This is a genomic window from Shimia sediminis (assembly GCF_003990645.1).
Taxonomy (GTDB): domain Bacteria; phylum Pseudomonadota; class Alphaproteobacteria; order Rhodobacterales; family Rhodobacteraceae; genus Shimia; species Shimia sediminis.
Genome location: NZ_RYZK01000001.1, coordinates 508,299 through 531,658 on the forward strand (window position 1 = coordinate 508,299; position 23,360 = coordinate 531,658).

General features: G+C 61.1%; 21 protein-coding genes, 1 tRNA gene and 1 riboswitch. Of the genes, 10 read left to right on the forward strand and 12 right to left on the reverse strand.

The annotated features are described in order from the left end of the window. The first annotated feature begins 43 nt into the window (after window positions 1–43). Window positions 44–1,393 carry a T6SS phospholipase effector Tle1-like catalytic domain-containing protein gene (locus tag EK369_RS02610; protein WP_127112116.1) on the forward strand — a complete coding sequence of 450 codons (1,350 nt, stop codon included), beginning with the start codon at window positions 44–46 and terminating at the stop codon, window positions 1,391–1,393. 51 nt (window positions 1,394–1,444) lie between these two features. Beyond that, a tRNA-Gly gene (locus EK369_RS02615) sits at window positions 1,445–1,518 on the forward strand. 120 nt (window positions 1,519–1,638) lie between these two features. Here the strand turns inward: EK369_RS02615 and EK369_RS02620 are convergent. From EK369_RS02620 to hemP, 6 genes are all read right to left on the reverse strand, one after another. Next, the gene (locus tag EK369_RS02620) at window positions 1,639–2,706 is read right to left on the reverse strand and encodes a DUF1513 domain-containing protein (protein ID WP_127112117.1); all 1,068 of its coding nucleotides are present in this window, start codon (window positions 2,704–2,706) and stop codon (window positions 1,639–1,641) included. 2 nt (window positions 2,707–2,708) lie between these two features. Next, window positions 2,709–3,728: an imelysin family protein gene (locus tag EK369_RS02625; RefSeq protein ID WP_164726824.1), complete on the reverse strand. Its 1,020-nt coding sequence runs from the start codon at window positions 3,726–3,728 to the stop codon at window positions 2,709–2,711. Further along, entirely contained in the window at window positions 3,728–5,260 is a 1,533-nt protein-coding gene (locus EK369_RS02630) for a di-heme oxidoreductase family protein (RefSeq protein ID WP_235871322.1), read from the reverse strand. Before EK369_RS02630 ends, EK369_RS02625 begins: the two co-directional genes overlap by 1 nt. A 249-nt stretch (window positions 5,261–5,509) precedes the next feature. Continuing rightward, window positions 5,510–6,517, reverse strand: coding sequence for a hypothetical protein (locus EK369_RS02635; RefSeq protein WP_235871323.1), 1,008 nt, complete (start codon window positions 6,515–6,517; stop codon window positions 5,510–5,512). A gap of 127 nt (window positions 6,518–6,644) precedes the next feature. Beyond that, complete coding sequence (locus EK369_RS02640; RefSeq protein WP_127112119.1) at window positions 6,645–7,907, reverse strand: imelysin family protein; 1,263 nt, start codon at window positions 7,905–7,907, stop codon at window positions 6,645–6,647. A 158-nt stretch (window positions 7,908–8,065) separates the two neighbouring features. Further along, window positions 8,066–8,224: a hemin uptake protein HemP gene (gene hemP / locus EK369_RS02645; protein WP_127112120.1), complete on the reverse strand. Its 159-nt coding sequence runs from the start codon at window positions 8,222–8,224 to the stop codon at window positions 8,066–8,068. A 367-nt stretch (window positions 8,225–8,591) separates the two neighbouring features. Further along, window positions 8,592–8,797: riboswitch (cobalamin riboswitch) on the forward strand. A 102-nt stretch (window positions 8,798–8,899) separates the two neighbouring features. Between hemP and EK369_RS02650 the strand changes: the two genes are divergently transcribed. Genes EK369_RS02650 through EK369_RS02665 form a run of 4 tightly spaced genes read left to right on the forward strand, consistent with a single transcriptional unit; the run spans window position 8,900 to window position 12,016 of the window. Then, the gene (locus tag EK369_RS02650; RefSeq protein ID WP_127112121.1) at window positions 8,900–9,256 is read left to right on the forward strand and encodes a DUF1636 family protein; all 357 of its coding nucleotides are present in this window, start codon (window positions 8,900–8,902) and stop codon (window positions 9,254–9,256) included. Beyond that, the gene (locus EK369_RS02655) at window positions 9,253–10,038 is read left to right on the forward strand and encodes an ABC transporter ATP-binding protein (RefSeq protein ID WP_127112122.1); all 786 of its coding nucleotides are present in this window, start codon (window positions 9,253–9,255) and stop codon (window positions 10,036–10,038) included. The genes EK369_RS02650 and EK369_RS02655 overlap by 4 nt, the downstream gene beginning before the upstream one ends. Before the next feature lie 18 nt (window positions 10,039–10,056). Continuing rightward, window positions 10,057–11,004 carry an ABC transporter substrate-binding protein gene (locus EK369_RS02660; RefSeq protein ID WP_127112123.1) on the forward strand — a complete coding sequence of 316 codons (948 nt, stop codon included), beginning with the start codon at window positions 10,057–10,059 and terminating at the stop codon, window positions 11,002–11,004. A 1-nt stretch (window position 11,005) separates the two neighbouring features. Beyond that, window positions 11,006–12,016: a FecCD family ABC transporter permease gene (locus EK369_RS02665; RefSeq protein ID WP_127112124.1), complete on the forward strand. Its 1,011-nt coding sequence runs from the start codon at window positions 11,006–11,008 to the stop codon at window positions 12,014–12,016. A 30-nt stretch (window positions 12,017–12,046) separates the two neighbouring features. On the opposite strand, the gene pgl is transcribed toward EK369_RS02665, so the two are convergent. Beyond that, window positions 12,047–12,736 carry a 6-phosphogluconolactonase gene (gene pgl, locus EK369_RS02670; protein ID WP_438672151.1) on the reverse strand — a complete coding sequence of 230 codons (690 nt, stop codon included), beginning with the start codon at window positions 12,734–12,736 and terminating at the stop codon, window positions 12,047–12,049. Continuing rightward, complete coding sequence (gene zwf, locus EK369_RS02675) at window positions 12,715–14,163, reverse strand: glucose-6-phosphate dehydrogenase (RefSeq protein ID WP_127112126.1); 1,449 nt, start codon at window positions 14,161–14,163, stop codon at window positions 12,715–12,717. The genes pgl and zwf overlap by 22 nt, the downstream gene beginning before the upstream one ends. 153 nt (window positions 14,164–14,316) lie before the next feature. Here zwf and EK369_RS02680 point away from each other — a divergent pair, with 153 nt between their 5' ends. Beyond that, entirely contained in the window at window positions 14,317–15,258 is a 942-nt protein-coding gene (locus tag EK369_RS02680) for a radical SAM protein (protein ID WP_127112127.1), read from the forward strand. Here EK369_RS02680 and EK369_RS02685 read toward each other — a convergent pair. After that, window positions 15,255–16,319: a DUF2855 family protein gene (locus tag EK369_RS02685; RefSeq protein ID WP_127112128.1), complete on the reverse strand. Its 1,065-nt coding sequence runs from the start codon at window positions 16,317–16,319 to the stop codon at window positions 15,255–15,257. The two genes, EK369_RS02680 and EK369_RS02685, sit on opposite strands and share 4 nt — an antisense overlap. A gap of 240 nt (window positions 16,320–16,559) precedes the next feature. Here EK369_RS02685 and gyrA point away from each other — a divergent pair, with 240 nt between their 5' ends. Next, entirely contained in the window at window positions 16,560–19,304 is a 2,745-nt protein-coding gene (gyrA, locus tag EK369_RS02690) for a DNA gyrase subunit A (RefSeq protein WP_127112129.1), read from the forward strand. A 46-nt stretch (window positions 19,305–19,350) separates the two neighbouring features. Next, window positions 19,351–19,701 carry a hypothetical protein gene (locus tag EK369_RS02695; protein WP_127112130.1) on the forward strand — a complete coding sequence of 117 codons (351 nt, stop codon included), beginning with the start codon at window positions 19,351–19,353 and terminating at the stop codon, window positions 19,699–19,701. Here the strand turns inward: EK369_RS02695 and EK369_RS02700 are convergent. After that, entirely contained in the window at window positions 19,698–20,162 is a 465-nt protein-coding gene (locus tag EK369_RS02700) for an MAPEG family protein (protein WP_127112131.1), read from the reverse strand. The two genes, EK369_RS02695 and EK369_RS02700, sit on opposite strands and share 4 nt — an antisense overlap. A gap of 186 nt (window positions 20,163–20,348) precedes the next feature. On the opposite strand from EK369_RS02700, the gene EK369_RS02705 reads away from it, so the two are divergent. Continuing rightward, the gene (locus EK369_RS02705) at window positions 20,349–20,939 is read left to right on the forward strand and encodes a hypothetical protein (protein ID WP_127112132.1); all 591 of its coding nucleotides are present in this window, start codon (window positions 20,349–20,351) and stop codon (window positions 20,937–20,939) included. Between the two features lie 13 nt (window positions 20,940–20,952). Here the strand turns inward: EK369_RS02705 and EK369_RS02710 are convergent, their stop codons facing one another. Together EK369_RS02710 and EK369_RS02715 are read right to left on the reverse strand one after the other, a co-directional pair. Further along, window positions 20,953–21,828 (reverse strand): cation diffusion facilitator family transporter, encoded by an 876-nt coding sequence (locus tag EK369_RS02710; protein WP_127112133.1) that lies wholly within the window; start codon window positions 21,826–21,828, stop codon window positions 20,953–20,955. A 52-nt stretch (window positions 21,829–21,880) separates the two neighbouring features. Continuing rightward, window positions 21,881–23,356 carry a carboxypeptidase M32 gene (locus EK369_RS02715; RefSeq protein WP_127112134.1) on the reverse strand — a complete coding sequence of 492 codons (1,476 nt, stop codon included), beginning with the start codon at window positions 23,354–23,356 and terminating at the stop codon, window positions 21,881–21,883. Window positions 23,357–23,360 lie beyond the last annotated feature (4 nt).

A 23,360-nucleotide genomic window follows, 5' to 3' on the forward strand; every position in this document is an offset into this window, starting at 1 on the left:
CACCATCGTGCCATTCATTAAAGGCATTGGCACGAGGTGCGACATGGCTAAGATCGTCGTCTGTATTGACGGAACCGGCAACGAGGTTGGAAACCGCGAAACCAACGTCCTGAAACTTTACCGCGCTCTGGACAAGAAAAAACACAAAGCGCGTTACTTCATGGGCGTTGGCACCTATGACGGCCCGCAGATTTTTGGCCGCATCCGCCAGGCGGTCACCGGGTTTCTCGGGCAAACCTTTGGTCTCGGCCTCGAGGATGATGTCCTTGGCGCATACCGCTACATCTGCGAGACCTACCAAAGCCGCGAAGACAAACAAGCGTCGCGCGGAGACGGCAACTATGCCAACGACCAGATCTACATCGTCGGGTTCTCGCGCGGGGCCTATGCCGCCCGTATCCTGGCCGGTTTCATCCACAATTTCGGCCTGGTCGACGCCAATCACATGCACCTCGTGGCTCCGGTTTTCCGCGCCTATCGCCGGGTCACGGATTTTGAGAAAACCACCAACGATGACAAGGTTTTCCAGTCGCTTCGCGAATACGAGCGGGTCATTCGCCCCAAGACCGCCCCGATCCGCGCGCTCATGCTGTTTGACACCGTGAACTCACTGATCCGCTTTCGCCGTCCCTGGTACAATCTGAGAACCTACGGCAGCCTTGCCGAGATCGGCACCCACGCCAGCGTTAACAGCAACGTTTCGGTGCGCATCGTCACCCACGCCCTGGCCATTGACGAACGCCGCACGATGTTTCGCGCCCAACACTGGACCCCCGAGCGTGATGACGATGGTACACCGGTCTACTACGGCAACAACTTCCGCCACGCGTCCAGCAAACGTCTCCAGTACGTCACCCAACGTTGGTTTCCGGGCTTTCACTCTGACATCGGCGGCTCTCCGGCCGAGGATGAAAGCGGCATTGGCAAGCTGACGCTTTTGTGGATGCTCGATCAATTGGCGGCAGACGAGCGCGCAGCCGACGCCGAAGACAACGCCGCCCGCAAAAAGGCTGGCAAACCTGCCCTGCCCACGCCGCGCACCTATGGCCTCAAACTCAACACCCGCGAGGCCAACAAGATCCTCAAGGGCCTTGATGAGGACGCGCGCACCCCCGGCGGCCTGCCCTATGCCAAACCCGACCCCCTTGCCCCGATCCACGATTCCTTTTGGCACAGCAAGGTCGCGCCGGTCTGGCACGTGCTGGAAATCCTGATCAAGTCCATCAAACGGCGCGAAAAAGGGCCTCCCAAATGGTACCGACGCGGGTTCATCTGGTATCTGCCTCTGAAAGAACCGCGTTTCATCGCTGACAAAGCCAACGTCCACCCCAGCGCCTATACGCGCCGCGACACGCCGTTGGCCAACTACGATCCACCTAATCTGCCGCGCTAGCCTCAAAAGGCATTGATCCCCTGGCTTGTGCAAGGTATCTCAAACGGCACGGCGGGTATGGTGAAAAGGTATCACGCGAGCTTCCCAAGCTTAAGTTACGGGTTCAATTCCCGTTACCCGCTCCAGCTTTCCGGTTTAACCTCAGAAACTTACCTGTGCGCGCCTCGATGCGCCGGACCTGAGATCACCCTGACCTGCCTGCCCTCCGGAAAACCACTGACACAGCGCCCACATGCCGTGGCCATTCACAATCGCAAAAGGTGATTGTCAAAGGCCAGATCCGAGGTTGCCTGCCCACCTTGATCCAAAAACCTTGCCACCCCGTTTCCAGTGGTAAAAACAAAGTCGCGCGCCGCAAAGGCGGCACCGCACACATCTTCCATGGGCCTGACGGACATTACCTTTGCCGCAGCGACATCAAACACAGCGGCGACGCCTCCCCTGGGCGAGGTCACTGCCGCCTGACTGCCGTCGGGTGAAATTGCAACGCTGCCCACATAGCCCTTCATCTGCCGCCAAACTTCGGTCTCTACGGCGAAAAACCTCATCTCCGACCCGCGCTTGTGGGCCCCCACCAGCGGCACAACCTCCTGCCTGTCGCCCTGCCACTGCATGCCAAACACCACTGTGCCCTCGCCACTGACCGCGAGGTGCCGGATTGAGTTGCGATGCATCTCCAAAGGCGGCTCGGCAATGTCCAGAACCTGCCCGTCAAAGCCGCAATAACACAGGTTTGGCCGCATCATCGGGATGTTCAGCTTGACCCGTCCGCTTTCGGGGTGGGTTTCAATGCCCCCATTGGCGACAACCAACATCTCGGCACCCGGCATCAGGGCAATCTCATGCGGACCGACCCCACCCGAGAAAAACTCACCCACCCGGCGATAGCCGTCCCGTACATCCCAAACGCCAATGACGCCGCTTGCGTTGTCGTAATCGTTTTCCGTCGTGAACAGCAGATGCCCTTCCCCCGAATAGCACCCATGCCCGTAAAAATGCCTGCCGACCGGCGCATCAAGCCGGGCCAAAACGTCTCCGGTGTGACAGTCCACGATGATCGCATAGGTGCCGGGCCGACGTGCAAAGGCCACGGCCTCGGGGCGCACAGGATGCGCCGCCGCCGCATGGCCTCGGGTTGGCAGGGGCAAACGAAAAGCTTCGCTCAGGTCGTCCTGCAATCCCACAAGCACAAAAGACCCGGAGGGCATTCTGGCCGCCGACAGAAACCGCGGCGCCCCCACGTCTGCCCAGCTGGGCGTCGGCACCAAACCCGAGGCCAGCAATCCGCCAAGAAACCGTCGCCGCGTGGTCATGCTCAGTCTCCGTCCAGGGCATTGAACCCCGCCGCAACACCCAGAGCCGGGCCCAGCTCCATGGCCAGGATCTCACGGATTTCGTTGATGGCAATCTGCAGGATCTCAACCCTGAGCCGCCCCTGCACATCAGCGACACCAGCCAAGGCGGGATCGTCAAGCTCTGCAACAACCCCGAATGCCGCCGCATATAGCGCGTCCAGACGCGCCGTGATCGCCGGTGTCTCTGCCGCCAGTTCCATGGCCAAGAGCCGCGTACCCTGCAACGACATCTCGATCTGGCGCAGTGACCGCTCCGACCGATGTAATTCGGCGCGTTTTGGCCGCGGACGTTCAAATGTACCCAAGGGCCGTCCCAACCGGGTGTCCGCAGTGAACTGCAATCCAGTCAACAGCGCCTTATACAACTCCTGTGTGGCTTCCGCATCGCTGCGATAGACGCCTTGCGCCGACGGGCGGACAAGCAGGTCGCCATACTCTGCCCAATCCCGTGCAATCCCACCCGCGTTTTGCGCCGTGTCCGTGGCAATTGCCCTGACCAGACGGCAGCGTGCGGCCTCGGTCCCCATCTGCCTCACCTGCGCATCATAGAGCAGAAACTCCAACGCATAGAGGCCGCGCGCCGCAATCGAGGCGTTCCGAAAGGCCTCAGGTTCAAACACCGCCAGATCTCCGCCCGTCAACAAGGCGCCCAGTGCCTTGTGTGTCTTGCCCCGGCCATCCGGCCAAAACGCGATGGCAAAGGCGCGGTCCTCTGCCTCGGTGGGGCCAAAGCGCAGGTGGCTCATGCGCGTCCAGGCATCAAACGTTTTGTAAAAGGCCGCGATCAGCTCGGGCGAGTCCGGCGCACAGTTGGCCGTCGCAGCCTGCTCCAGCCCCGACGCAGCACTCTCGAATTCTTCGACCAAGGGCATCACATGGTTCGTGACCACCCTTTCGTTGAGCCTGGCAAGGGCCGGGTCGGCCCAAACCGGGACCACGGTCATCACAAAGGCAAACGCACAGGCAACAAAACGGACCATCACAGGCTCTCCAGAAAGGCAATCAGGGCTGCACGGTCAACCGCCGACATTTCAACAACAGCGTCGCGCTGCGCCTCGGCCTCGCCACCATGCCACAGGATGGCTTCCAGCAGGTTGCGCGCCCGGCCATCGTGCAGGAAATACGTGTGGCCGCTGACCTGTTGCGTCAGCCCAATCCCCCACAGTGGCGGCGTGCGCCATTCCCGACCGGCGGCCACGGCTTCGGGGCGGTTGTCAGCCAGCCCCTCGCCCATGTCGTGCAGCAACAGATCGGTATAGGGCCAGATCAACTGAAAGCTTTGCTCGGGCTGCGAGGTCAGACGATGGGTCACATATTTCGGCCTGTGGCACGCGATACAGCCGGTGTCGTAAAACACCTGCTTACCCTTTAGAACCGTGGGATCATCCACATCCCGACGCGCTGGCACCCCGAGGTTGCGGCTGTAAAACGTGACCAGATCCATACCGCCCTGATCAACCTCGAAACCCCGCGCGTCGCCATCCCCGTGCACCGCACCCCGGCACTGGTTCTGGTCCGGGCTGCAATCCCCCCACGGATCCGGGAACAAAGGCGTCGAAATGCCAATGTCGCCTGAAAAGGCCGCGGCGGATTGCTCGTGAACCGTCGCGATGCCCGCCTTAAGGCCAAATCGACCCAGCATCGCTTGCCCAAACTCCGTGGACCAAACGATATTCGGACGCCCCGATATGCCATCACCGTTCTCATCCTCGGGGTCTGCGGCGGCCAGAATGTCCTGAGCCGGGATAGCCTCAAGCAGCCCCAGACCAATCATCTGCGGGGCCACGCGGGGGCTCAGCATGGCATCCTCTCCCAAGGGGCCATACCCCGGTTGCGCGACCTGATAGGTTGGCGCGCGCAAAGTGGCGGTTTCCCCGTCGGACAGGGCCACCTCCATCTCTTCATAAGCAATGCTCAGCCGGTACTCAGTTGCCATGCCCGCCAGGGCAAAATCCTGCATCTGGCTGCCATAGACCGGATGCGCCTGCGTCGCGTGATAGCCCGGAATGCCATGGGTCTCGCCCCCCGGAACCGAAATCCGCAGAAACATCGAAACCGCATTTTCGTCATTGGTTTCCGGCGGGTGGCCGCGCCCATCCTTGATATGGCAGCGCTGACACGACCGCGCGTTGTAAAGAGGCCCCAGCCCGTCCGAGGCCTTGGTCGAGGCCGGAGATGAGACCCAGATCTTTTTGAACAGACCATTGCCGACCTTGAATTCCAGCTCTTTCTCAAACGCCATATTGGCCGAGGGCTGCGAAAATGCATCGCGGTCATTGCGTGCCCGCACCGTGCCAGCGCCCGCGCTCTTTTCCTCAAAAGGCTCTGGTGCTCCGAACATCTCTGCCGGGGCCGTGACCGTTTCGATCCGAGCCACTTCCGCATCGGTTCTGGGGATCACATCCAGATGGATGTCTGCCAAAGTTTGCGCACCGGTCACATTGGCGGCCGCTATGATCGCCAAGACCAGACCGGATGCACCCACCATTCTTTGCAGCGTTAAACTGAACATTGTTTTGCGTACCAAGCCTGTCTGGCAATTCCAATTGACCGCCGCGCGCCTCTCGGGCTGCGAGGGTGCGTTACAAAAGAATACCCCGGTTTCCTGCGGCACATGAGACTTTGGTTCTCTCTTTTTCGGGACATCCGTGAGTATCCTTTTTCTCTGGAACGCCAATTCAAAGTGTCCAAGCTCATCAGACCAGACAACCAGCCGCACGACAATGCGTGCGGCCAGGCATGAATTGAAAGTCGGGCGTGGTTAACCACCAACCGGAATCACCATGTTCAACCCAATCAGGTTATCGCGCACCCCGGCTTCTTTGGTGGTGCCAAGCGCGCCCCCAAGGGTGATGCCATTGTCCAGTTCATACTCCAGTCCTACGGTAAAGCCATCCAAGGTGCCGGTGCTGTCGATGTCCCGGCGCACATAGGTGCCCGACAGCGTGGTGGCATCCCCGATGGTATAGGCGAGGTTCAGCGTGGTGTAATTGGCGTCATCCGCTGTACCACCAAAGCCGTCGAACACCGCCACTTCGCCCCAGAAATCCAGCCCGTTGTCAAACGAATGGCCCACGCCGAACACCAGACCGGTTTCGTCTTTGACGTCCCCGGTTCCAGCGCTCAGATAGCGGGCCCCTGCCAGAATCCGGGTCCTGCCAAACTCCTGCGTCCACTGGATCGAGGCGTTGTTCAGCTTGCCCGTGTTGCCCGCCCCGCCTGCCGACGTGCTGTTGCGACCGCGGTTATAGAATACGGAGTCACTCAGGAAAGAGTCGTCGGCATAGAACAGAGCAAACGAAATCACACCGCCACTGCTCAGCTCATAATCAACTGCCCCACCCAGCATTTCGGTCAGCTCATAGTCTTCGGCAATAATCCCGCCAAAGAACCCGGCGGCTTCATCCCAGGTCGCGCCAAAGGCCGGACCGAATTTACCGACAAGGTAGGTCGCCGGACCAGCGTTGAACCGCACGCCCAGCTCGTGAACGTACAAACCAAGGTCCTCAATGCCGGAATCGGGGCTGTTTTGTTCTTCCAGGGTCAGACCACCGAACAGGGTCATCCTATCTGTCAGCGCATACTCAGCGGCAAATTCACCAAAGAGATAGGGATCATCCACCTCATTGGCCGTGACATCCGAGTCATAGATGCTTTGATATCCAATTTCGATCTCCCCTTCCCAGGTGAACCGCGGGGCCTCTTGTGCCAACGCGCTTTGGGCACAGCCCAACAGGGCGCCTGAAACCAGCGCCGTCGTCAATTTCATCTTCATTGTCCAACTTCTCATTAAGTTTGATGAGCAAGCTGGCAATGACGCTGGCTGGCGGTTTTAAGAGCAAAAGCCACCCCAACCCACTGGTTCAGGAGGGTGGCAGCTTGTTTGTTTTTAGGGGTTACTCGAACACGGCGCCGGGATTATCCAGGCTGTCCGAGCCTGCGACCGACACACCGTCCAGACCCAGCAGGGTGACAACACGTTCAATCGACTTGGTCTGGTCAACCAGCCCGTTGACGCCCCCCATGATCAACGCTTCGCCACCGGCATTTCCGGCTTCCAGCATCGAGTCATAGGCAAAACCGGCCTCTGCCGCGGTCTTGAGTGCGCCAAGCGCATCCATGGTTGCGGTCAGCTTCAGGCGCATTTCCGTATCAAGATCCGGGTCCGCCGCGGCCACCAGCTCCGACAGCGATGCCCCCGACACAACCGTGCCGTCAATGCGGGTATAGCGGCCCAGATACACGTTCTGGATGCCTTTACCGTCATAAAAATGGCTGTTGTGGGTGTTGTCCGAAAAACAGTCATGTTCTTCCTCGGGGTCGTTCAGCATCAGGCCAAGACGCATGCGCTCGCCTGCCTGTTCACCGTAAGACAGCGAGCCCATGCCAGTCAGAATGCTCACAAGACCCGCATCCTCGTTGGCGGTGACCGTGGCACGCCCTGCCCCGTCCGCGGCCCACTGAGCGGCCATGAACTCAAGGTCCGAGATCAACAGATCGGTCGCGGCAGCCAGATACTGCCCACGGCGATCACAATTGCCACCCGTACAGGCGTCGCCTTTGGCGTAATCCGACGCCGGGCGCATGCCCGCGCCGGTGCCGTGGCCGTTCAGGTCCTGCCCCCAGAGCAGAAACTCGATGGCGTGATAGCCTGTGGCCACATTTGCCTCGACACCATCCGCCTCGTGCAGGGTGTCCTCCAGCAGCTGTGGTGTGATCTCGCGGGCATCAATCTCAGCGCCTGCCAGCGCAAAACTCGGGTTGGCGATCACGTTCAGGATGGCATATTCGTTTTCATCCGACGGCCCGCCATAGGCGTCACTCACGTAGTCGATCAGCCCTTCGTCCAAGGGCCATGCATTCACCTTGCCCTCCCAGTCATCGACGATGGCATTGCCAAAGCGGTAGACTTCGGTCTGTTGGTACGGCACACGCGCCGCCAGCCAGGCCGTCTTGGCGGCTTGCAGATTGGCTTCGGTGGGCTCGGCCACCAGCCTGTCCACCGCGACCCGGAGCGCCTTGGCCGTGGTCAGGCTGTCGGCATATTTTGCCTCGGCGATATCCGCATAGGTGGTCAGGACCTCTGCCTTGGTGCCTGCCATGGCTGCCGCGCCCATCGTCAGACCGACGACAGTGGTCGCGAGAAGTACTCGTTTCATTTTTGTTGTCCCTTTAGTGGAGTTTGATTTTTTTGACGTGCCAGTCACCGCTCAACGCGCGTCACCAAGCACGCAATCCGCCTGGGGTCCCGGCTTTGATCGGCGCGCGATCAGAACCTTGGCCCACCGGAACCGTCCCGTGCCCGCAAGTGTCTCATTCATTTGGTCAGGATCAGTTTCCCCGCTCGGGTGATGCGCAGGAAATAGTCCTGATCGCCCAGCCGGATTTGCGCAAGGCTTCCCCCTTGGGTCAAATCTTCAGCCACCCAGGCCGGTACTCTGCTTGTGGTTTGGGCTTGTGCAATTGTCGCGCTCATTGCCACTTGTCCTCTTGCCGTTTTTCAATCCTGTCGAGCAACGCCTCAAAACACCAATCGGTCGGCCAGGGAATTTCGACCAACACCTCCGACAGGCTCATGGCGCCTGGGGCGGATGTGTTCGTCTGATTTTGAGTTCTTTGGGTCATGCTGACCAACCTCAGTGCAATCGCAAATGCGAGTCGTTCTCGATATTCATAACCTGACTATTTTAGTATGTTAAGTCAATCCGATAATTTTACTCAACTATTCAAACGTGCCCCTTTTGACTCCCGGAGACCTGCCCTTCAGGACACTTGCGCCCCGCCTCCAACAAAGAATCCCCCTGAACCCATTGCTTTCGGAATTGACAGGTCGCATCACGTCAGGCACTCCGGTCCCAGATGGTTCCCGATGGTTCGCCCAAAGGAAAAAAGGGAATACGGTGCGGTTGCCACATGGCGCCAATTCCGTGACTGCCCCCGCAACTGTAAGCGGTAAGCAAAGCCAAAGATCCACTGGCCCGAAGGGCCGGGAAGGATGGCCAAGCTGTGACCCGCGAGTCAGGAGACCTGCCATCAAATGTTTTACCAACCCGGGGCGGGGCGTCCTGGAAGGAGGCTTTGATGGCACGGACAACGCGCCCTTACATGACCGATACCTTCCGCCTGCCCTCCGGGACACGCGGAGCGGAAGATGACCGGAACAGCTGATCATTTCATCTTGATCTGTGCCACCTGCAAGGGATCGCAGCCCGTCGCCGCATTTCGCGAGGCATTTGAGGGCCGGCTGCCTCAGGGGTATGCCATCCGCACGGTTGACTGCATGGCAGGGTGCGACACCCCCAGGGCGGTTGGGTTTCAGGCCGTGAACAAGGCCCAGTATCTCTTTGGCGGCATTGAAACCAAAGCCGAGATCACGGCACTTGCCGCCTTCGCGCAGCAGTATCATCACAGCCCGGACGGATGGACCAAGGCAACCGAGCGGCCCCAGCCCCTCTTGACCAAAACCCTCTCACGTATGCCGTGCATCGCCTCCGGGGACCGGCCATGACCGACACGCCGTTTCTCAGCGTCAGAGACCTTGCGTATTTTGCCCCCAACGGCGAAGCGCTCTTGCAGGATGTGTCATTTGACCTCAGCGAAGGCGCCATTCTTGCCATTGCCGGTCCGAATGGCGCGGGCAAGACAACGCTGCTGAACCTGCTTTGCGGGGCGGAACCCCTGGCGCTGGGCGACATCTGGATCAAGGGCAAGACCCTGCGCACCCTCTCGGCCAGGGACCGCGCCCGCATGATCGCCGTCGTCAGCCAGCAAGAGTTGCCGGATGGTCGGCTGTCGCTCCGGGACTATGTCGCACTCGGCCAGATCCCGGTCCGTGCGGACCGTTCGCCCGAGGCCCACGCCGCGGATCTCGACCGCATTCTGACCCTGACACGCCTCGACGCACTGGCAGACAAGCGTATTGGCCAGCTCTCGGGCGGCGAACGCCAGCGCGCCCATATCGCGCGGGCCCTGGCACAGAACCCGACCCTGTTGTTTCTCGATGAGCCGACCAACCATCTGGACCCCGACGCCAAGGGGCGGATGCTGTCGCTGGTCGCAGATCTCGGCATCACCGTGGTCATGATCGTGCACGACCTGGTGATGATCCCCGCCTTTGCCACCCATGTCGCCCTGATGCACACCACGCGCCTGACCGGATTTGGCCCGGTGGACGCGGTGCTCACCCCCGACCACGTGCGCGCAACCTTTGGCGTCGATTACCTGCGCTTTCAGCATCAGGGCCGCATGATCCCGGCCCTCGACATCCGACGCACACCCGTTTCAACCTAATCTCAGGAGCATCCCCCCATGAAACACCTCTGGTCCGTGGCTTTGGTAACCACCATCGCCACCAGCCTCTCTGCACAAGAGCGTACTGTCGACAACTGCGGCGAACCGCTGGTCTTTGACAGCACGCCCGAACGTCTTGTCGTGCATGACATGAACATGACCGATATGGCGTTTGCGCTGGGCCTGCAGGACAAGATCGTCGGCCTGACCGGCATCACCGGCTGGTACAAGACCAGCCCGGAGTTTGACGCCTTGCGCGGTGACATTCCCGAACTGGCCCCGAAATACCCGACGGTTGAAAACCTCGTCGCGGCCGAGCCTGACCTGTTCTTTGCCGGTTGGTACTATGGCATGAAGCCGGGCGGCGATGTGACCCCGGACACGCTGGCCCCCTTTGGGATCAAGACCATGATCCTGACCGAAAGCTGCGTGCACCTCGACAAGAACCGCCCCGAGGCCACCATGGACCTGTTGTTCGATGATGTGCTGCGTCTGGGCACGGTCATGGATGTCGAAGACAAGGCCGCTGCACTGGTATCAGGCTGGCAAGACGAATTGGCCGCGATCGAGGCCCGGACCGCCGACATGGTCAAACCCCGCGTATTCCTGTTGGATGGCCCGGCAGATGCGCCCTTTACCGCGGGCAAGTTCGCCATCCCCGACGCCATGATTGCGGCGGCGGGCGGTGAAAACGTCACCCATGACATGGACACCAGCTGGGGTCGGACCTCCTGGGAAACCGTGGCAGCGGCCAATCCGGAATTTCTGGTGCTGCTGGACTACCAGACCGGCAATGGCGCGGCGGACACGTTCAAGTTTCTTCAGGATCACCCGGTAATGTCCCTGACAGACGCGGTGAAAAACCAACGCTGGATCGGCCTGCGGTATGAAGAGCTGACACCGGGACCGGCCAATATCAACGCGATCTCGAAAATGGCCAAGGCCATGCACCCGAGCCTCGACTGATATGATCCGAATGGGTCCGACACTCATCCTGGGGACGGCCATCCTGGCCGTTCTCTTGCTGATTTCGACCATCACCGGCACCACGTCGATTCCCATTTCCGAGGCGGTTCAGGCGGTTTTGCTGGGCACCGGTCTGGCCGATGGCGAGATGTCCCCCCTGCACCGGATCGTGTTTGACCTGCGCCTGCCGCGCGCCTTGTTCGCGGCGGTGATCGGGGCGGGTTTGGGCATCGTCGGCGTGGTGTTGCAAACAACCACCCGGAACGATCTGGCAGACCCGTTCCTGTTTGGCCTGTCGTCCGGCGCCGCCGCGGGCGCGGTCTTTGTCATCACCATCACCGGCGATATCCTCGGATTCTGGACCCTTCCGCTCGCGGCCTTTTGCGGCGGCCTCATCGCATCCGGCATCGTTCTGGCGCTGGTGCATGGCCTGCGCACCAGCGCGCCGGAAAAACTGATCCTCGCGGGGCTTGCAGTATCCTTTCTCTTTGCCGCCATCACCAACTACCTGATCTTCGCCGGCGACAGCCGCGCCGCCCATTCCGTCATTTTCTGGATGCTGGGCGGTCTCGGCCTCGCCCGCTGGGAGACCTTCCCCCTTGTCTCGGTTGGCCTTGGGCTGATCCTGGCCTATGCGCTCTATCGCAATCGCTGGCTTGATGCGCTGCTGACCGGTGATCTGACCGCCAGCACCCTTGGCGTGCCTGTGCGCGGCCTGCGGTTCACCATGTTCTTTACCGCCGCCCTGTCCACCGCAATCTTTGTCTCTGTCGCCGGGGTTATCGGCTTTGTCGGCCTCATGGTCCCCCACATCGCACGCGGCATCGCGGGTCCGCTGCACCGTCCGCTGATCCCAACCGCCGCCCTCGTCGGCGCGGCGCTTCTGACGGGGTCGGACATCCTCAGCCGCCTGCTGCTTGCGCCTCAGGAACTGCCCGTGGGCATCGTCACCACCTCGATCGGATCGGTCTTTGTGTTTCTCTTGCTGTTCAGAACCGCACGGCGGCCCTAATGCCGCCCGGCCCCGGCGCAAAGGCTCCGGTCAGGCCGCCCAATGCACTGTTGCCCCGTCCAGCACCGCCTTGATGGGCGCGTCTTCCGGCTCCAGATGCAGCGCATCCTGCAACGCCTCGCGCTTGGCATCCCCGGTAATCAGCACATGCTTGGACACCGCCCCGTTCAGCACCCGCGCCGACAGGGTCACGCGGGCTTCGGGCTGATCTTCCGGATACACCGGCACAAGGATCGGCGCGTCCGCGGCCAGCGCCTTGTGCAGCCCTGGCGCATTGGGAAACAACGAGGCCGTATGCATATCCGCCCCCATCCCCAACAGCGCGACATCAATCGGCAGCTCGGGGGCAATCAGCGATTCCAGGTCCGCCAGCACTTCCTCGGGCGCATGGGCCGGGGCGAACAAGGGAATGAACCGCGCCGCCGAGGCCCGGTGCACCAACAGCCGCTCCTTGAGAAGACGCGCGTTCGAGCGCGGATGATCCTCGGGAACCCAGCGCTCGTCGGTCAGCACCACATCCACCCGCGCCCAGTCGATATCCGCCGCGCAAAGATCATCAAACACCGGCCCGGGCGAGGTGCCACCGGGCACTGCAAACAACACACGTTCTTCGTGGTGCAGTGCCTCGGACAAGTCGTCCGCAAGCGTGTTGGCCAAATCAATCGCCAGCATCTCGCTGTCGGGATAGGTGTTCACCTTCACGAATCTATTCCTCTCCATTCGCGCCCGTCCCGGCGCATGAGCTGTTGTGCCGTGTCCGGCCCCGAAGTGAAAGCATCATAAGGCTTTGGCACGTCTCCCCGCGCTTCCCACCCCTGAATGATCGGATCGGTCCAGGCCCAGGCCGCCTCGACTTCATCGTCGCGCATGAACAGCGTCTGGTTGCCCCGGATCACATCCATGATCAGCCGTTCATAGGCGTCCGGCGCATCCGCATCCGGTCCCAACGCCTCGGCAAAGCTCATATCCAGCGGCACATCAATCAGCCGCATGCCACCCTGCCCCGGTTCCTTGATGGTCACATCCAGCGTGATGCCCTCGTTGGGCTGCAGCTGAATGGTCAGCTCGTTGTTGTGGCGGCCTGTGTCGGGGCCAAAGATCGAATGCGGCGCGTCCTTGAACACAACCGTGATCTGGCTGTCACGCCCCTTGAGCCGCTTGCCCGTGCGCAAATAAAACGGCGTGCCCGCCCACCGCCAGTTCGACAAATGGCACCTGAGGGCAATGAAACTCTCGGTTTTTGAGCGTGGATTGTCGACGTCATCGCGAAACCCCTGAACGCCATCCGCTTGCGTGTATTGCCCGCGCACGATGTGATGCGGCTCAACCGGGTCCAGCGCCCGGATCACCTTCAGCTTCTCATCGCGCACCGCATCAGGTTCGAACTTGGCCGGAGGCTCCATGGCAATCAGGCACAACAGCTGCATCAGGTGGTTCTGCATCATGTCGCGCATGGCGCCCGCGCGCTCGTAATAGGCGCCGCGCCCGCCAACACCCACAGTCTCGGCCACCGTGATCTGGATATGGTCGATGTATTGCGCGTTCCAAAGCGGCTCGAACAGCATATTGCCAAAGCGCACGGCCATCAGGTTCTGCACCGTTTCCTTGCCGAGATAATGGTCGATCCGATAAATCTGCCCCTCGTCAAAAAAACCGCAGAGCACCCGGTTCAACGCCTTTGCGCTTTCCAGATCGCGGCCAAAGGGTTTCTCCACCACGATGCGGCTGTTGGCATCCACCATGCGATGCCCCTGCAAACGTTCGGCAAGATCCTTGAACAGCCCCGGCCCCACCGAAAAATAAAACGCGCGCACGTGATCGTTGATATCCAGCAAAGCCGAAAGCTCCTGCCAGCCGGTGCCACCCCGCGCATCGATGGTCACATAGTCGATCTGCCCCAGAAACCCTTCGAGCGCCGGACCACCATCGGTGTTGCCAAACTCTCTCAGCGCCTGCCGCACCACCTCGCGATAACCTTCCGTGGTCAACTCGGATCGCGCGGCCCCGATCAGCCGGGACGGCCCCGGCATCTGCCCGGCACAGTAGCGCTTGAACAGGGCAGGCAAAATCTTGCGCCGGGCAAGGTCGCCCGTGCCCCCAAACACAACCAGATCAAAGGCTTCCACCGGAATGACGCGCGATGCCATGCTGTTCCCCATGCTTGCGCCATCCCCGGCGCGGTTGCTTGCCCGGCAACTCTATCACCTCGCCACGGCTTCACAACTCTGTCAGTGGCCGGATCGTGGGTTTTCCCCGTCCCGCTCCTCGGTTAGCGTGCCCGGAAGACGAGGAAAACGTGCATGAAAGACCAGACCACATTCGCCAAATTCAGCGACCCGCTGATCACCGCCGACGGCCAGACGCGCGCCCATGTCGCCCTCACCAACCCCGAGACCCTGTGGTTCAACACCGGCACGCTTTGCAATATCGAATGCGAAAACTGCTATATCCTGTCGTCCCCCAAGAACGACGCGCTGGTCTATCTTGGCGCCGACGACGTGTCGGACTATCTCGACCAGCTCGAAGAGCGAAACTGGAACGTGCGCGAGATCGGTTTCACCGGCGGCGAACCCTTCATGAATCCGGCGATGATCGAGATGACCCGCCGCGCGCTGGATCGCGGTTACGAGGTGTTGATTCTGACCAACGCCATGCAGCCGATGATGCGCCCGGCGATGAAACGCGGCCTGCTGGAGCTGAACCAGAGCTATCCCGGCAAAATGACGCTGCGCATTTCGGTTGATCACTGGGGCGCCGAGTTACACGACAAGGAACGCGGACCCGGCAGCTTTGATCGCACCTTGCAGGGCATGCAATGGCTGCGCGACTCGGGCATACGCATGACGGTCGCGGGACGCACCGTCTGGGGCGAATCCGATCCCCAGTCGCGCGCAGGTTATGCGCGTTTCTACGCAGACCACGGATTTGACATCGACGCGCTGAATCCCGGCACAACCGTGCTCTTCCCCGAGATGGACGAACGCGCTGAAGTTCCTGAAATTACAACGGCTTGCTGGGGTATCCTCGACAAGTCACCGACCGAGGTGATGTGCGCCAGCTCGCGCATGGTGGTCAAGCACAAAGGCGCCGAAACCCCTTCGGTGATTGCCTGCACACTGCTGCCCTACGAGGCGGAATTCGACCTTGGCCAAACGCTGCAAGAGGCCGAGCGCCCGGTGCACCTGAACCACCCCCATTGCGCCAAGTTCTGCGTCCTCGGCGGGGCGAGCTGCTCGGCTTAAACCGCGATCACATGCCCGTCCCGGGCCGAGGCCTGCCCCCTGGCCAGCGCTTCATAGACCGCCACCGCCGCGTCCAGACCATCATGCTCGCGCAGGTCCAGCCACTCTTGTGCCTCTGCGGCGATGCGTTTCCAGGCCGCCGTGATCTGGCGCTCGATCTCGCCCGGCCCCCAATCCGCCCGGCGTTTTTCAATCTGGCTTGGTGCAAAGAAAAACTGCGGCTTTGGCCCGGCCAGCTCCTGTTTGGGCTGGAACTGGTCCCAATGGCTGGTTCCAACCGCACTGGAATGGCGCAAAAGATCGCCAAGATGGCCGTGCAGCCGCGCCTTGACCTCGGCATTGCCGGCCATGTCCACATAGACTGACGGGCGCTTTTCCAGCGCTTCGATGTCGTCGTAGACTACCACGTCGTCACAGCCTGACTGCGCCGCGACAAACGCCTTGTTGCCTGCCGAGGTCAGCCCGATCACCCGCACCGGCCTGGGTGACAGCTCGGCCAGAAACTTGCACAGCCCAAGCCCGGTTTTGGATGAAGCACTGCCCACAATCACTTGTTCTGCCTTGAAAAACTCATTGTCAACCAACCAGTCACACAACAGGTAGGACGTCGCGAGCAAAGGCTGCAGCAACGATTGCAGACCTTCCCACTCCGGGGCCTTGGGCGCGCTGCGGGTATAGCGGTTGTAAACCACCGGCAACTGCGCACGGTGCGGGGATGCATCCAGCACCACCTTCTCGCCCTGCGCTTCGGGCGTCATCACCACCTCTTCGGCAAACGGAAAGAACCCATAAAAACGCTCGCCAACCTCGACAACGTCCGACCGGCTTTCCACAACCTCGGCAAACCCCCAGACCGGCACGATCCCCTTGCCCTCCATGCCGGACGGGAAAAAGTGCCAGTAGCCCAGGATAAACCCAGTGGCCGCATAGGTCACGTTGTTGGCCGTCAGCGCGAAACGCTGCACGCGCAGTTTTGCCTGCCCCGGCAACATCTCGGCTGTTGCCACCTCATCCACTTCGATCTGCGTAATGCCCGTCTGATCTACCAGCAATCGTTTCATCGTATCCTCCCGCGTTGTCGCCAGACTACCCGGCTTTCCGTCAATGCCAGGTGAAAACGTGGCGTCATACCTCTGGCTGACTTAACGGCGTTTCGCGCCGGCAAAAATCGCCCCGAGGCTCCGAGTTTTTGGCGGCCGGAGTAATCGGTCAAAATATGGAACAGCCATTGCCCCAATATGCTGTGGCTGATATAACCATGACAACAACATGAAGACCGCGAAACAGAAGCGAGCCACTACGTGAGCGATACGCCAGAAACCCCTGAAAACGAAGAAGAAGAAACCCATGCATATATGCAGCATGATGGACCTTCCGTAACCATCGAAGACGAGATGCGCGCCAGCTATCTCGATTACGCCATGAGCGTGATCGTCAGCCGCGCGATTCCTGACCTGCGGGACGGTCTGAAACCGGTGCATCGGCGCATTCTTTACGCCATGCACGAGACCAACAATGGCCATGACAAGCCCTATCGCAAATCGGCCCGCCCGGTTGGCGACGTCATGGGTAAATACCACCCCCATGGCGACAGCGCGATCTATGATGCGCTGGTGCGGATGGCACAGGATTTCTCGATGTCCCTGCCGCTTCTGGATGGTCAGGGCAACTTTGGGTCGATGGACGGCGATAACCCGGCGGCCATGCGGTATACCGAAGTGCGGATGGACAAGCCCGCCGCCTTTGTGCTGGCCGACATTGAAAAAGACACGGTCGATTTCCAGGACAACTATGATGGCAAGGACAAGGAACCCACCGTCCTGCCCGCGCGTTTTCCCAACATGCTGGTCAACGGCGCAGGCGGCATCGCCGTCGGCATGGCGACCAACATTCCGCCACATAACCTGGGCGAGGTTTGCGACGCCACGCTGGCCCTGATCGAAGATCCCGACCTCACAAGCGAGCAACTGATCGACTATGTGCCCGGCCCCGATTTCCCCACCGGCGGCATCATGCTGGGCCGCTCCGGCGCGCGCAAAGCCTATCTCGAGGGGCGCGGCAGCGTCATCATCCGCTCGAAAACCCGCGTCGAAGAAATTCGCAAGGACCGCTACGCCATCGTCATCGACGAGATCCCCTATCAGGTGAACAAGGCCACGATGATCGAACGCATCGCCGAGGCCGCGCGTGATAAAAAGATCGAGGGCATCGCCCACGTTCAGGACGAATCCGACCGCAATGGCGTGCGCGTTGTGGTCGAACTAAAGCGTGACGCCACCGCCGAGGTGGTGCTGAACCAGCTGTTCCGCTTCACGCCGATGCAAACCTATTTTGGCTGTAACATGCTGGCCCTGAACGGGGGTCGTCCGGAACAGCTGACTCTCCGCCGCTTTCTCACGTCTTTCATCGACTTCCGCGAAGAAGTGGTTGCCCGCCGCACAGCGTTTGAACTGCGCAAGGCCCGTGAACGCAGCCACATTTTGTGTGGTCTGGCCGTGGCGGTCACCAACATTGACGAGATTGTCACCACCATCCGCCAGTCGCAGGATGCCGCGGAAGCGCGTGAAAAGCTGATGACGCGTCGCTGGCCCGCCCAGCCGATCCTGGAATACATCGCCCTGATCGACGATCCGACCCACACCGCCAACGATGACGGCACCTATAACCTCAGCGAAACCCAGGCCCGCGCCATTCTGGAACTGCGCCTGCAACGCCTGACCCAGATCGGCGTCAAAGAGGTGACGGACGAACTCGAAGAACTGGCGGGCAAGATCAAGGAATACCTTGAAATTCTCGGCTCTCGCGAGCGCATCATGGGGCTGATCTCGGATGAAATTCGCGAAGTACGCGAACAGTTTGCCGTGCCGCGCCGCACCCAGATCGTCGACTGGTCCGGCGACATGGAAGACGAAGACCTGATTGAACGCGAAGACATGGTCGTGACCGTGACATCAGGCGGCTACATCAAACGTACCCCTCTGGCCGATTTCCGCGCGCAAAAGCGGGGCGGCAAGGGGCTGTCGGGCATGCAGACCAAAGAAGAAGACGTGGTCACCACGCTCTTTGTGGCCAACACCCATACGCAGCTGTTGTTCTTCACCACCGACGGCATGGCCTATAAACTCAAGACATGGCGCCTGCCGCAGGGCGGTCGCACCGCCAAGGGCAAGGCCATCGTGAACATCCTGCCGATCCCCCAAGGGGTGTCGATCGCCGCCATCATGCCGGTGGACGTGCCCGAAAAAGACTGGGCCGACCTGCAGATCGTCTTTGCCACATCCGCAGGAACTGTGCGGCGTAACCGCCTGTCAGACTTCACAAATGTGAAATCGAACGGCAAGATCGCGATGAAGTTCGAGGACGATCACGCCGACACCAAACTGATCAACGCACGCATTTGTTCCGAGGATGACGATGTCATGCTGGTGACCAACTCGGGCCGTGCGATCCGTTTCCCCACCACCGAAGTGCGTGTGTTCAACAGCCGCTCTTCCGTTGGTGTGCGGGGCGTCAAGCTCTCGGGCAAGGACGAGGTCGTGTCGATGTCCGTGATCCGCCACTTCAAGGCCGAGGCCGAAGAACGCGCCGCCTATCTCAAGATGCGCCGCGCCGTGGCCGGTCTGACCGACGATGGAGAAAACGACGAAGACGATGTGCCCGCAGGCGAACTCAGCCAGGAACGCTATGCCGAGATGTCAGCGGTCGAGAACCTGATCCTGACCATCACCTCCGGTGGCGCGGGCAAACTGTCGTCCTCGCATGACTACCCGGTCCGCGGTCGCGGTGGCATGGGCGTCGCGGCGATGGACAAGGCCATGCGCGGTGGCGCACTCGTGGCCTCTTTCCCGGTTGAGCTGGACGACCAGATCATGCTCGCCACCTCCAAGGGGCAATCAATCCGCGTGCCTGTTGACGGCATCTCTTTCCGCTCGCGCAGCGCAGGCGGCGTCAAGGTGTTCAACACCGGCAAGGGCGAAGAGGTGGTCTCGGTCGCCCGCATCGCCGAGCAAAACGAAGACGATGACGCCGAAAACGGCGACACCTGAACACAGCGGGCGGCCTTCGGGTCGCCCTTTTCTATTGGGAAACACCATGAAACCCCTGTCGATCCTCGCAGCCCTTATTCTGACCACCATGCCCGCCCTCGCGGACGAGCTGAAAGGCGCGGGCCTGCTGTCGGAAATCAGCGGCAACCACTATGATTGCAAGATGGGAGAGACCCCGCTGGAATGGATCATCGCCGAGGTGCCCGAGGATGCCAAACGCGTGCCTTACACCGCCATTGTGGGCGGCAAAAAGGTCGAGGCCGCCTATGATCTCAACGACAAGGGCCGCCTGACGTCAGATGGCTACGGCGAAGAACGCCAGGTCGTGCTGGTGGATGTCGGCGCCCTGCGCGTGGCGCGCTCGGATGGCCGTGTGATGCTGTGTAAACAGCGCTAGAACACCAGCGCAGCCAACACATACACAGCCATGAAAACAACGCTGACCGCGCCCACCGTGTAGAACATCGCGCGCATGTCATGGGTTTGTTTCGTGGCATAGGCCAGCGAATGGGCCACCCGCGCCAGAACAAATCCGTAGAGCGTCACCTGTGCCAGCCATAGCGGCGGCGCAACCATCACGAACAGCAATCCGGCGATCCAGAACGCAGGGATATTCTCCAGATCATTGCGATGCATCCGCCGCGAGCGGTCGACATAGTCATTGGTCTCCAACTGCTCCGGACTCGGGTTGCGATTCAGCGGCGTCTGGCGCAGGTCCTCCGGGCTGACCAGCCCAGCATTGCTCTTGATCATGCGATAGACGGTCATCCCGCCCTGCCCCATGACCTTGAGCACCATCAGCGCCGAGGCGATGGCATAGGCAACAAACACCGGGTTCTCCAGGCTGATCTGATCCATGGCGGCTCCTTTTCCGCACGCAGCCTAGCACACGCGCAGCTGACAACGGCAGAATTTCTGACATCGCCCGCTCAGAACCGCAGCCGCGCCCTATTTGAAACAAATTCCGCGCCTAAGGTCATTGATGAGTAGTTGGTGCATGCGGGGGCCTGTGCCATGGAAACGTAATTGATAGCCAAGAGACCCATGGACCGAGCAACGCTGGAATCCCCCGCCTCCCGCAATTTCAAGCTGATTGTCATGCGCATTCTGATTGCGGGCTACCTCATGGCCTGCAGCGTCGGCATTGCGCCCGGTCCCAGCCTTGTGCCGCTCTTGTCGCGCCTGATCCCACAAAACTATGCGCTTGCCTTGGGCACGGCCATGGTGTTCCTGCCGGCCTATACGATGATGGCCGGGATCTGGCTGCGTGGCAGTATCCATATCCTTGCGATGATGCTGGCGCTCAACACCATTCTCGAATTGTTCGTATTTCAGGCCGTGCCCAAGCCCGGCGTGCTGATGCAGGAAATCGTCACGATCTGTGCAATGCTGCAATGCCTGATGCTGCTCAAGGGTCGGCACTTCCGCCATTCCTCAATCGTCAAGAAACACGCCAAGGTCCGCCGCCTCGCTCCGGGGCCGCGCACGGAACCGCCGGTCACGGTTTATGAACCCGAGGCTCCGGTCCAGCGGCCAGCCCAGCCGCCTGTGGTCATCAACATGCCACCGCCGCGCCGCAAGACATCCCCCGCCACGATGGACGACGACGACATCGTCAACATCTTCGCCACCTGACCGCGCCCGCGATCTAAGCCTTCGGGTCCTTGTGAATCAGGATGTCGACCTGCGGATGGGTTTTCAGAATCCGCCGCTTCAGCTGGGCCGCGATTTCATGGGCTTCTCTCAGGGACAGCGAGCCGTCGATCTCAACATGAAAGTCCAGAAACACCCGGCTCCCCGAGGTCCTCGTGCGCATGTCGTGATGGCCCAGAATACCGGGAAACCCGTCTATGATGGCCTCGATCTCGGCAATCAGATCCGCATCCGCATGGCGATCCATCAACGCATGCCACGCCCCCGACAGGATGCGCAGCGCCCCGACGGCCAACACCCCCGCCGCGATCAGCGCAACCAGGCTGTCCACGCCAATCACCCCGAACCGGGCCGAGGCCCACAACGCCACAATCGCACCGATATTGGGCAAAAGGTCTCCGACATAGTGCAGGGAATCCGCCATGATCACGCGATTGCCGGTGCGCCCGGCCACGTGCCGCTGCCACGCAATCAGCGCCAGCGTCAGCACGATCGACACCGCCATAACCGCCATCCCCAGCCCCTCAGAGCCCAGCGTCACGGGGTCCGGCGACAGAAACCGGCGCACCGCCATAACCACCAGCCCGCCTGACACCCCCATCAGGAACAGCGCCTGGGCCAGCGCGGCCAGATCTTCCACGGAACTGTGCCCAAAGGCATGATCCTGATCGGGCGGTCGCGCCGCATAAGCCACCGCCGCCAATCCCGAAGCCGAGACCAGGAAATCCAGCGCACTATCGGCAAGAGCCGCTGCAATCGCCAGCGATCCCGTGACCGACAAGGCCCACAGCTTCAGCCCGGTCAGGATCAGGGCCACCACCACCGACGCGATTGCCGCCGACAGGTTTAATCGTGTTGCTGAGTGATCCATAGGGCTTGGCTTTCCATCCTTGGCCGCACTATAGCCCTGATCGACGGGCCGGTTACAGCCCGTAAAGATCGCCGAACTTGGCTTCCAGATACGCCAGCAACGGCTCCGGGCTTGGCTCGATACCGCTGGCATGCAGGATCGTCTCGCGCGGTTTGCGCAATCCGCCATGCTGTTGCAGGGTCTCGCGCAGCCAGCCCGTCGCGGCGCTGGTGTCCCCAGCGGCCAGTTGCCCGTCCAGATCCGGCACAGCCGCCCGCAGCGCCTCGTGCAGACACCCGGCATAGACATTGCCCAGGCTATAGGTCGGGAAATAGCCAAACAGCCCCACCGACCAATGCACGTCCTGCAAAACCCCGTTCGAAGGCTTGTCCACGGCATAGCCAAAGTCCGCCTCGAACCGGTCATTCCAGGCTGCCTCCAGATCGCCGACGGCCAGATCGCCCTGCATCAGGGCCCGCTCCAGATCAAACCGCAGCATGATGTGCAGGTTATACTGCACCTCATCCGCCTCGGTGCGGATATAGCCGTCATGCACCCGGTTCACCGTGCCGTAAAACGCCTCTTTGTCGGCAACGCCAAACGCGCCAAACGACTCCTGCATCTGCTCGAACAACCACCCGGTAAAGGCACGGCTGCGCCCCAGCTGGTTTTCATAGATGCGGCTCTGGCTCTCGTGCACGCCCATCGACACACCCTGACCCAATGGCGTCAGCAAATAGGCCTCGTCGATGTTTTGCTCGTAACACCCGTGCCCGACCTCGTGGATTGTCGAATAGAAACAGTTGAACGGGTCGTGTTCGCTGGTGCGCGTGGTGATCCGCACATCCTTGCCCGAGCCCGAGGAAAACGGGTGCACCGCCTTGTCGACCCGGCCATGGGACATGTCATAACCAAAGCTGCGGGCCAATTCGCGGGTCAGCTGCATCTGTTTCTGCGCCGGAAAGCTGCCGCTCAGCGCTGCCGGGGCCTCGGCCGCCAGAACAGCCGCACGCAAGGCCACCAACCGCGGGCGCATCGCGTCAAACATCGCGCCCAACTCAGCCGCCGTCATCTCCGGCTCGTAATCATCGATCATGGCGTCATAGACATCGCCACCATCCGCCAGCGCCTGACCTTCCTGGCGCTTCAACCCCACAACCTCTTCCAACACCGGCAGAAACGCCGCCACATCTTCATCGCTGCGCGCCTCGGCCCATTGGCCCTGCGCACGGCTGGTTACCTTGGCAATCTCGGCAGCCAGCTCGGCAGGCACTTTCATGGTGCGCGCATAGGATTTGCGGATGTGGCGCATCTGCGCCTGCCCCACGTCATCCAGCACGGCATCGTCAATCGCGGCCAACCAGTCGCCCACCTTGGGGTCGGTGCGCCGCGCATGCAGCACGCTTTCCATTGCCGCCATTTCTTCGGACCGCTGGGGCGCGGCCCCGCGCGGCATCATGGTTTCCTGATCCCAGCCCAGACGGCCCGCAACCTGCGCCAGCGCCTCAGTGGTATGCTGGAACGCCATCAACTCATCATAAGCACTCATGAAA

Excerpts from the sequence above, each read along its gene's own strand:
- EK369_RS02610 (WP_127112116.1), top strand. The coding sequence starts at position 44 with ATGGCTAAGATCGTCGTCTGTATTGACGGAACCGGCAACGAGGTTGGA.
- EK369_RS02620 (WP_127112117.1), bottom strand. The coding sequence starts at position 2,706 with ATGACCACGCGGCGACGGTTTCTTGGCGGATTGCTGGCCTCGGGTTTG.
- EK369_RS02625 (WP_164726824.1), bottom strand. The coding sequence starts at position 3,728 with ATGGTCCGTTTTGTTGCCTGTGCGTTTGCCTTTGTGATGACCGTGGTC.
- EK369_RS02630 (WP_235871322.1), bottom strand. The coding sequence starts at position 5,260 with ATGTTCAGTTTAACGCTGCAAAGAATGGTGGGTGCATCCGGTCTGGTC.
- EK369_RS02635 (WP_235871323.1), bottom strand. The coding sequence starts at position 6,517 with ATGAAATTGACGACGGCGCTGGTTTCAGGCGCCCTGTTGGGCTGTGCC.
- EK369_RS02640 (WP_127112119.1), bottom strand. The coding sequence starts at position 7,907 with ATGAAACGAGTACTTCTCGCGACCACTGTCGTCGGTCTGACGATGGGC.
- hemP (WP_127112120.1), bottom strand. The coding sequence starts at position 8,224 with ATGAGCGCGACAATTGCACAAGCCCAAACCACAAGCAGAGTACCGGCC.
- EK369_RS02650 (WP_127112121.1), top strand. The coding sequence starts at position 8,900 with ATGACCGGAACAGCTGATCATTTCATCTTGATCTGTGCCACCTGCAAG.
- EK369_RS02655 (WP_127112122.1), top strand. The coding sequence starts at position 9,253 with ATGACCGACACGCCGTTTCTCAGCGTCAGAGACCTTGCGTATTTTGCC.
- EK369_RS02660 (WP_127112123.1), top strand. The coding sequence starts at position 10,057 with ATGAAACACCTCTGGTCCGTGGCTTTGGTAACCACCATCGCCACCAGC.
- EK369_RS02665 (WP_127112124.1), top strand. The coding sequence starts at position 11,006 with ATGATCCGAATGGGTCCGACACTCATCCTGGGGACGGCCATCCTGGCC.
- pgl (WP_438672151.1), bottom strand. The coding sequence starts at position 12,736 with ATGGAGAGGAATAGATTCGTGAAGGTGAACACCTATCCCGACAGCGAG.
- zwf (WP_127112126.1), bottom strand. The coding sequence starts at position 14,163 with ATGGCATCGCGCGTCATTCCGGTGGAAGCCTTTGATCTGGTTGTGTTT.
- EK369_RS02680 (WP_127112127.1), top strand. The coding sequence starts at position 14,317 with ATGAAAGACCAGACCACATTCGCCAAATTCAGCGACCCGCTGATCACC.
- EK369_RS02685 (WP_127112128.1), bottom strand. The coding sequence starts at position 16,319 with ATGAAACGATTGCTGGTAGATCAGACGGGCATTACGCAGATCGAAGTG.
- EK369_RS02695 (WP_127112130.1), top strand. The coding sequence starts at position 19,351 with ATGAAACCCCTGTCGATCCTCGCAGCCCTTATTCTGACCACCATGCCC.
- EK369_RS02700 (WP_127112131.1), bottom strand. The coding sequence starts at position 20,162 with ATGGATCAGATCAGCCTGGAGAACCCGGTGTTTGTTGCCTATGCCATC.
- EK369_RS02705 (WP_127112132.1), top strand. The coding sequence starts at position 20,349 with ATGGACCGAGCAACGCTGGAATCCCCCGCCTCCCGCAATTTCAAGCTG.
- EK369_RS02710 (WP_127112133.1), bottom strand. The coding sequence starts at position 21,828 with ATGGATCACTCAGCAACACGATTAAACCTGTCGGCGGCAATCGCGTCG.
- EK369_RS02715 (WP_127112134.1), bottom strand. The coding sequence starts at position 23,356 with ATGAGTGCTTATGATGAGTTGATGGCGTTCCAGCATACCACTGAGGCG.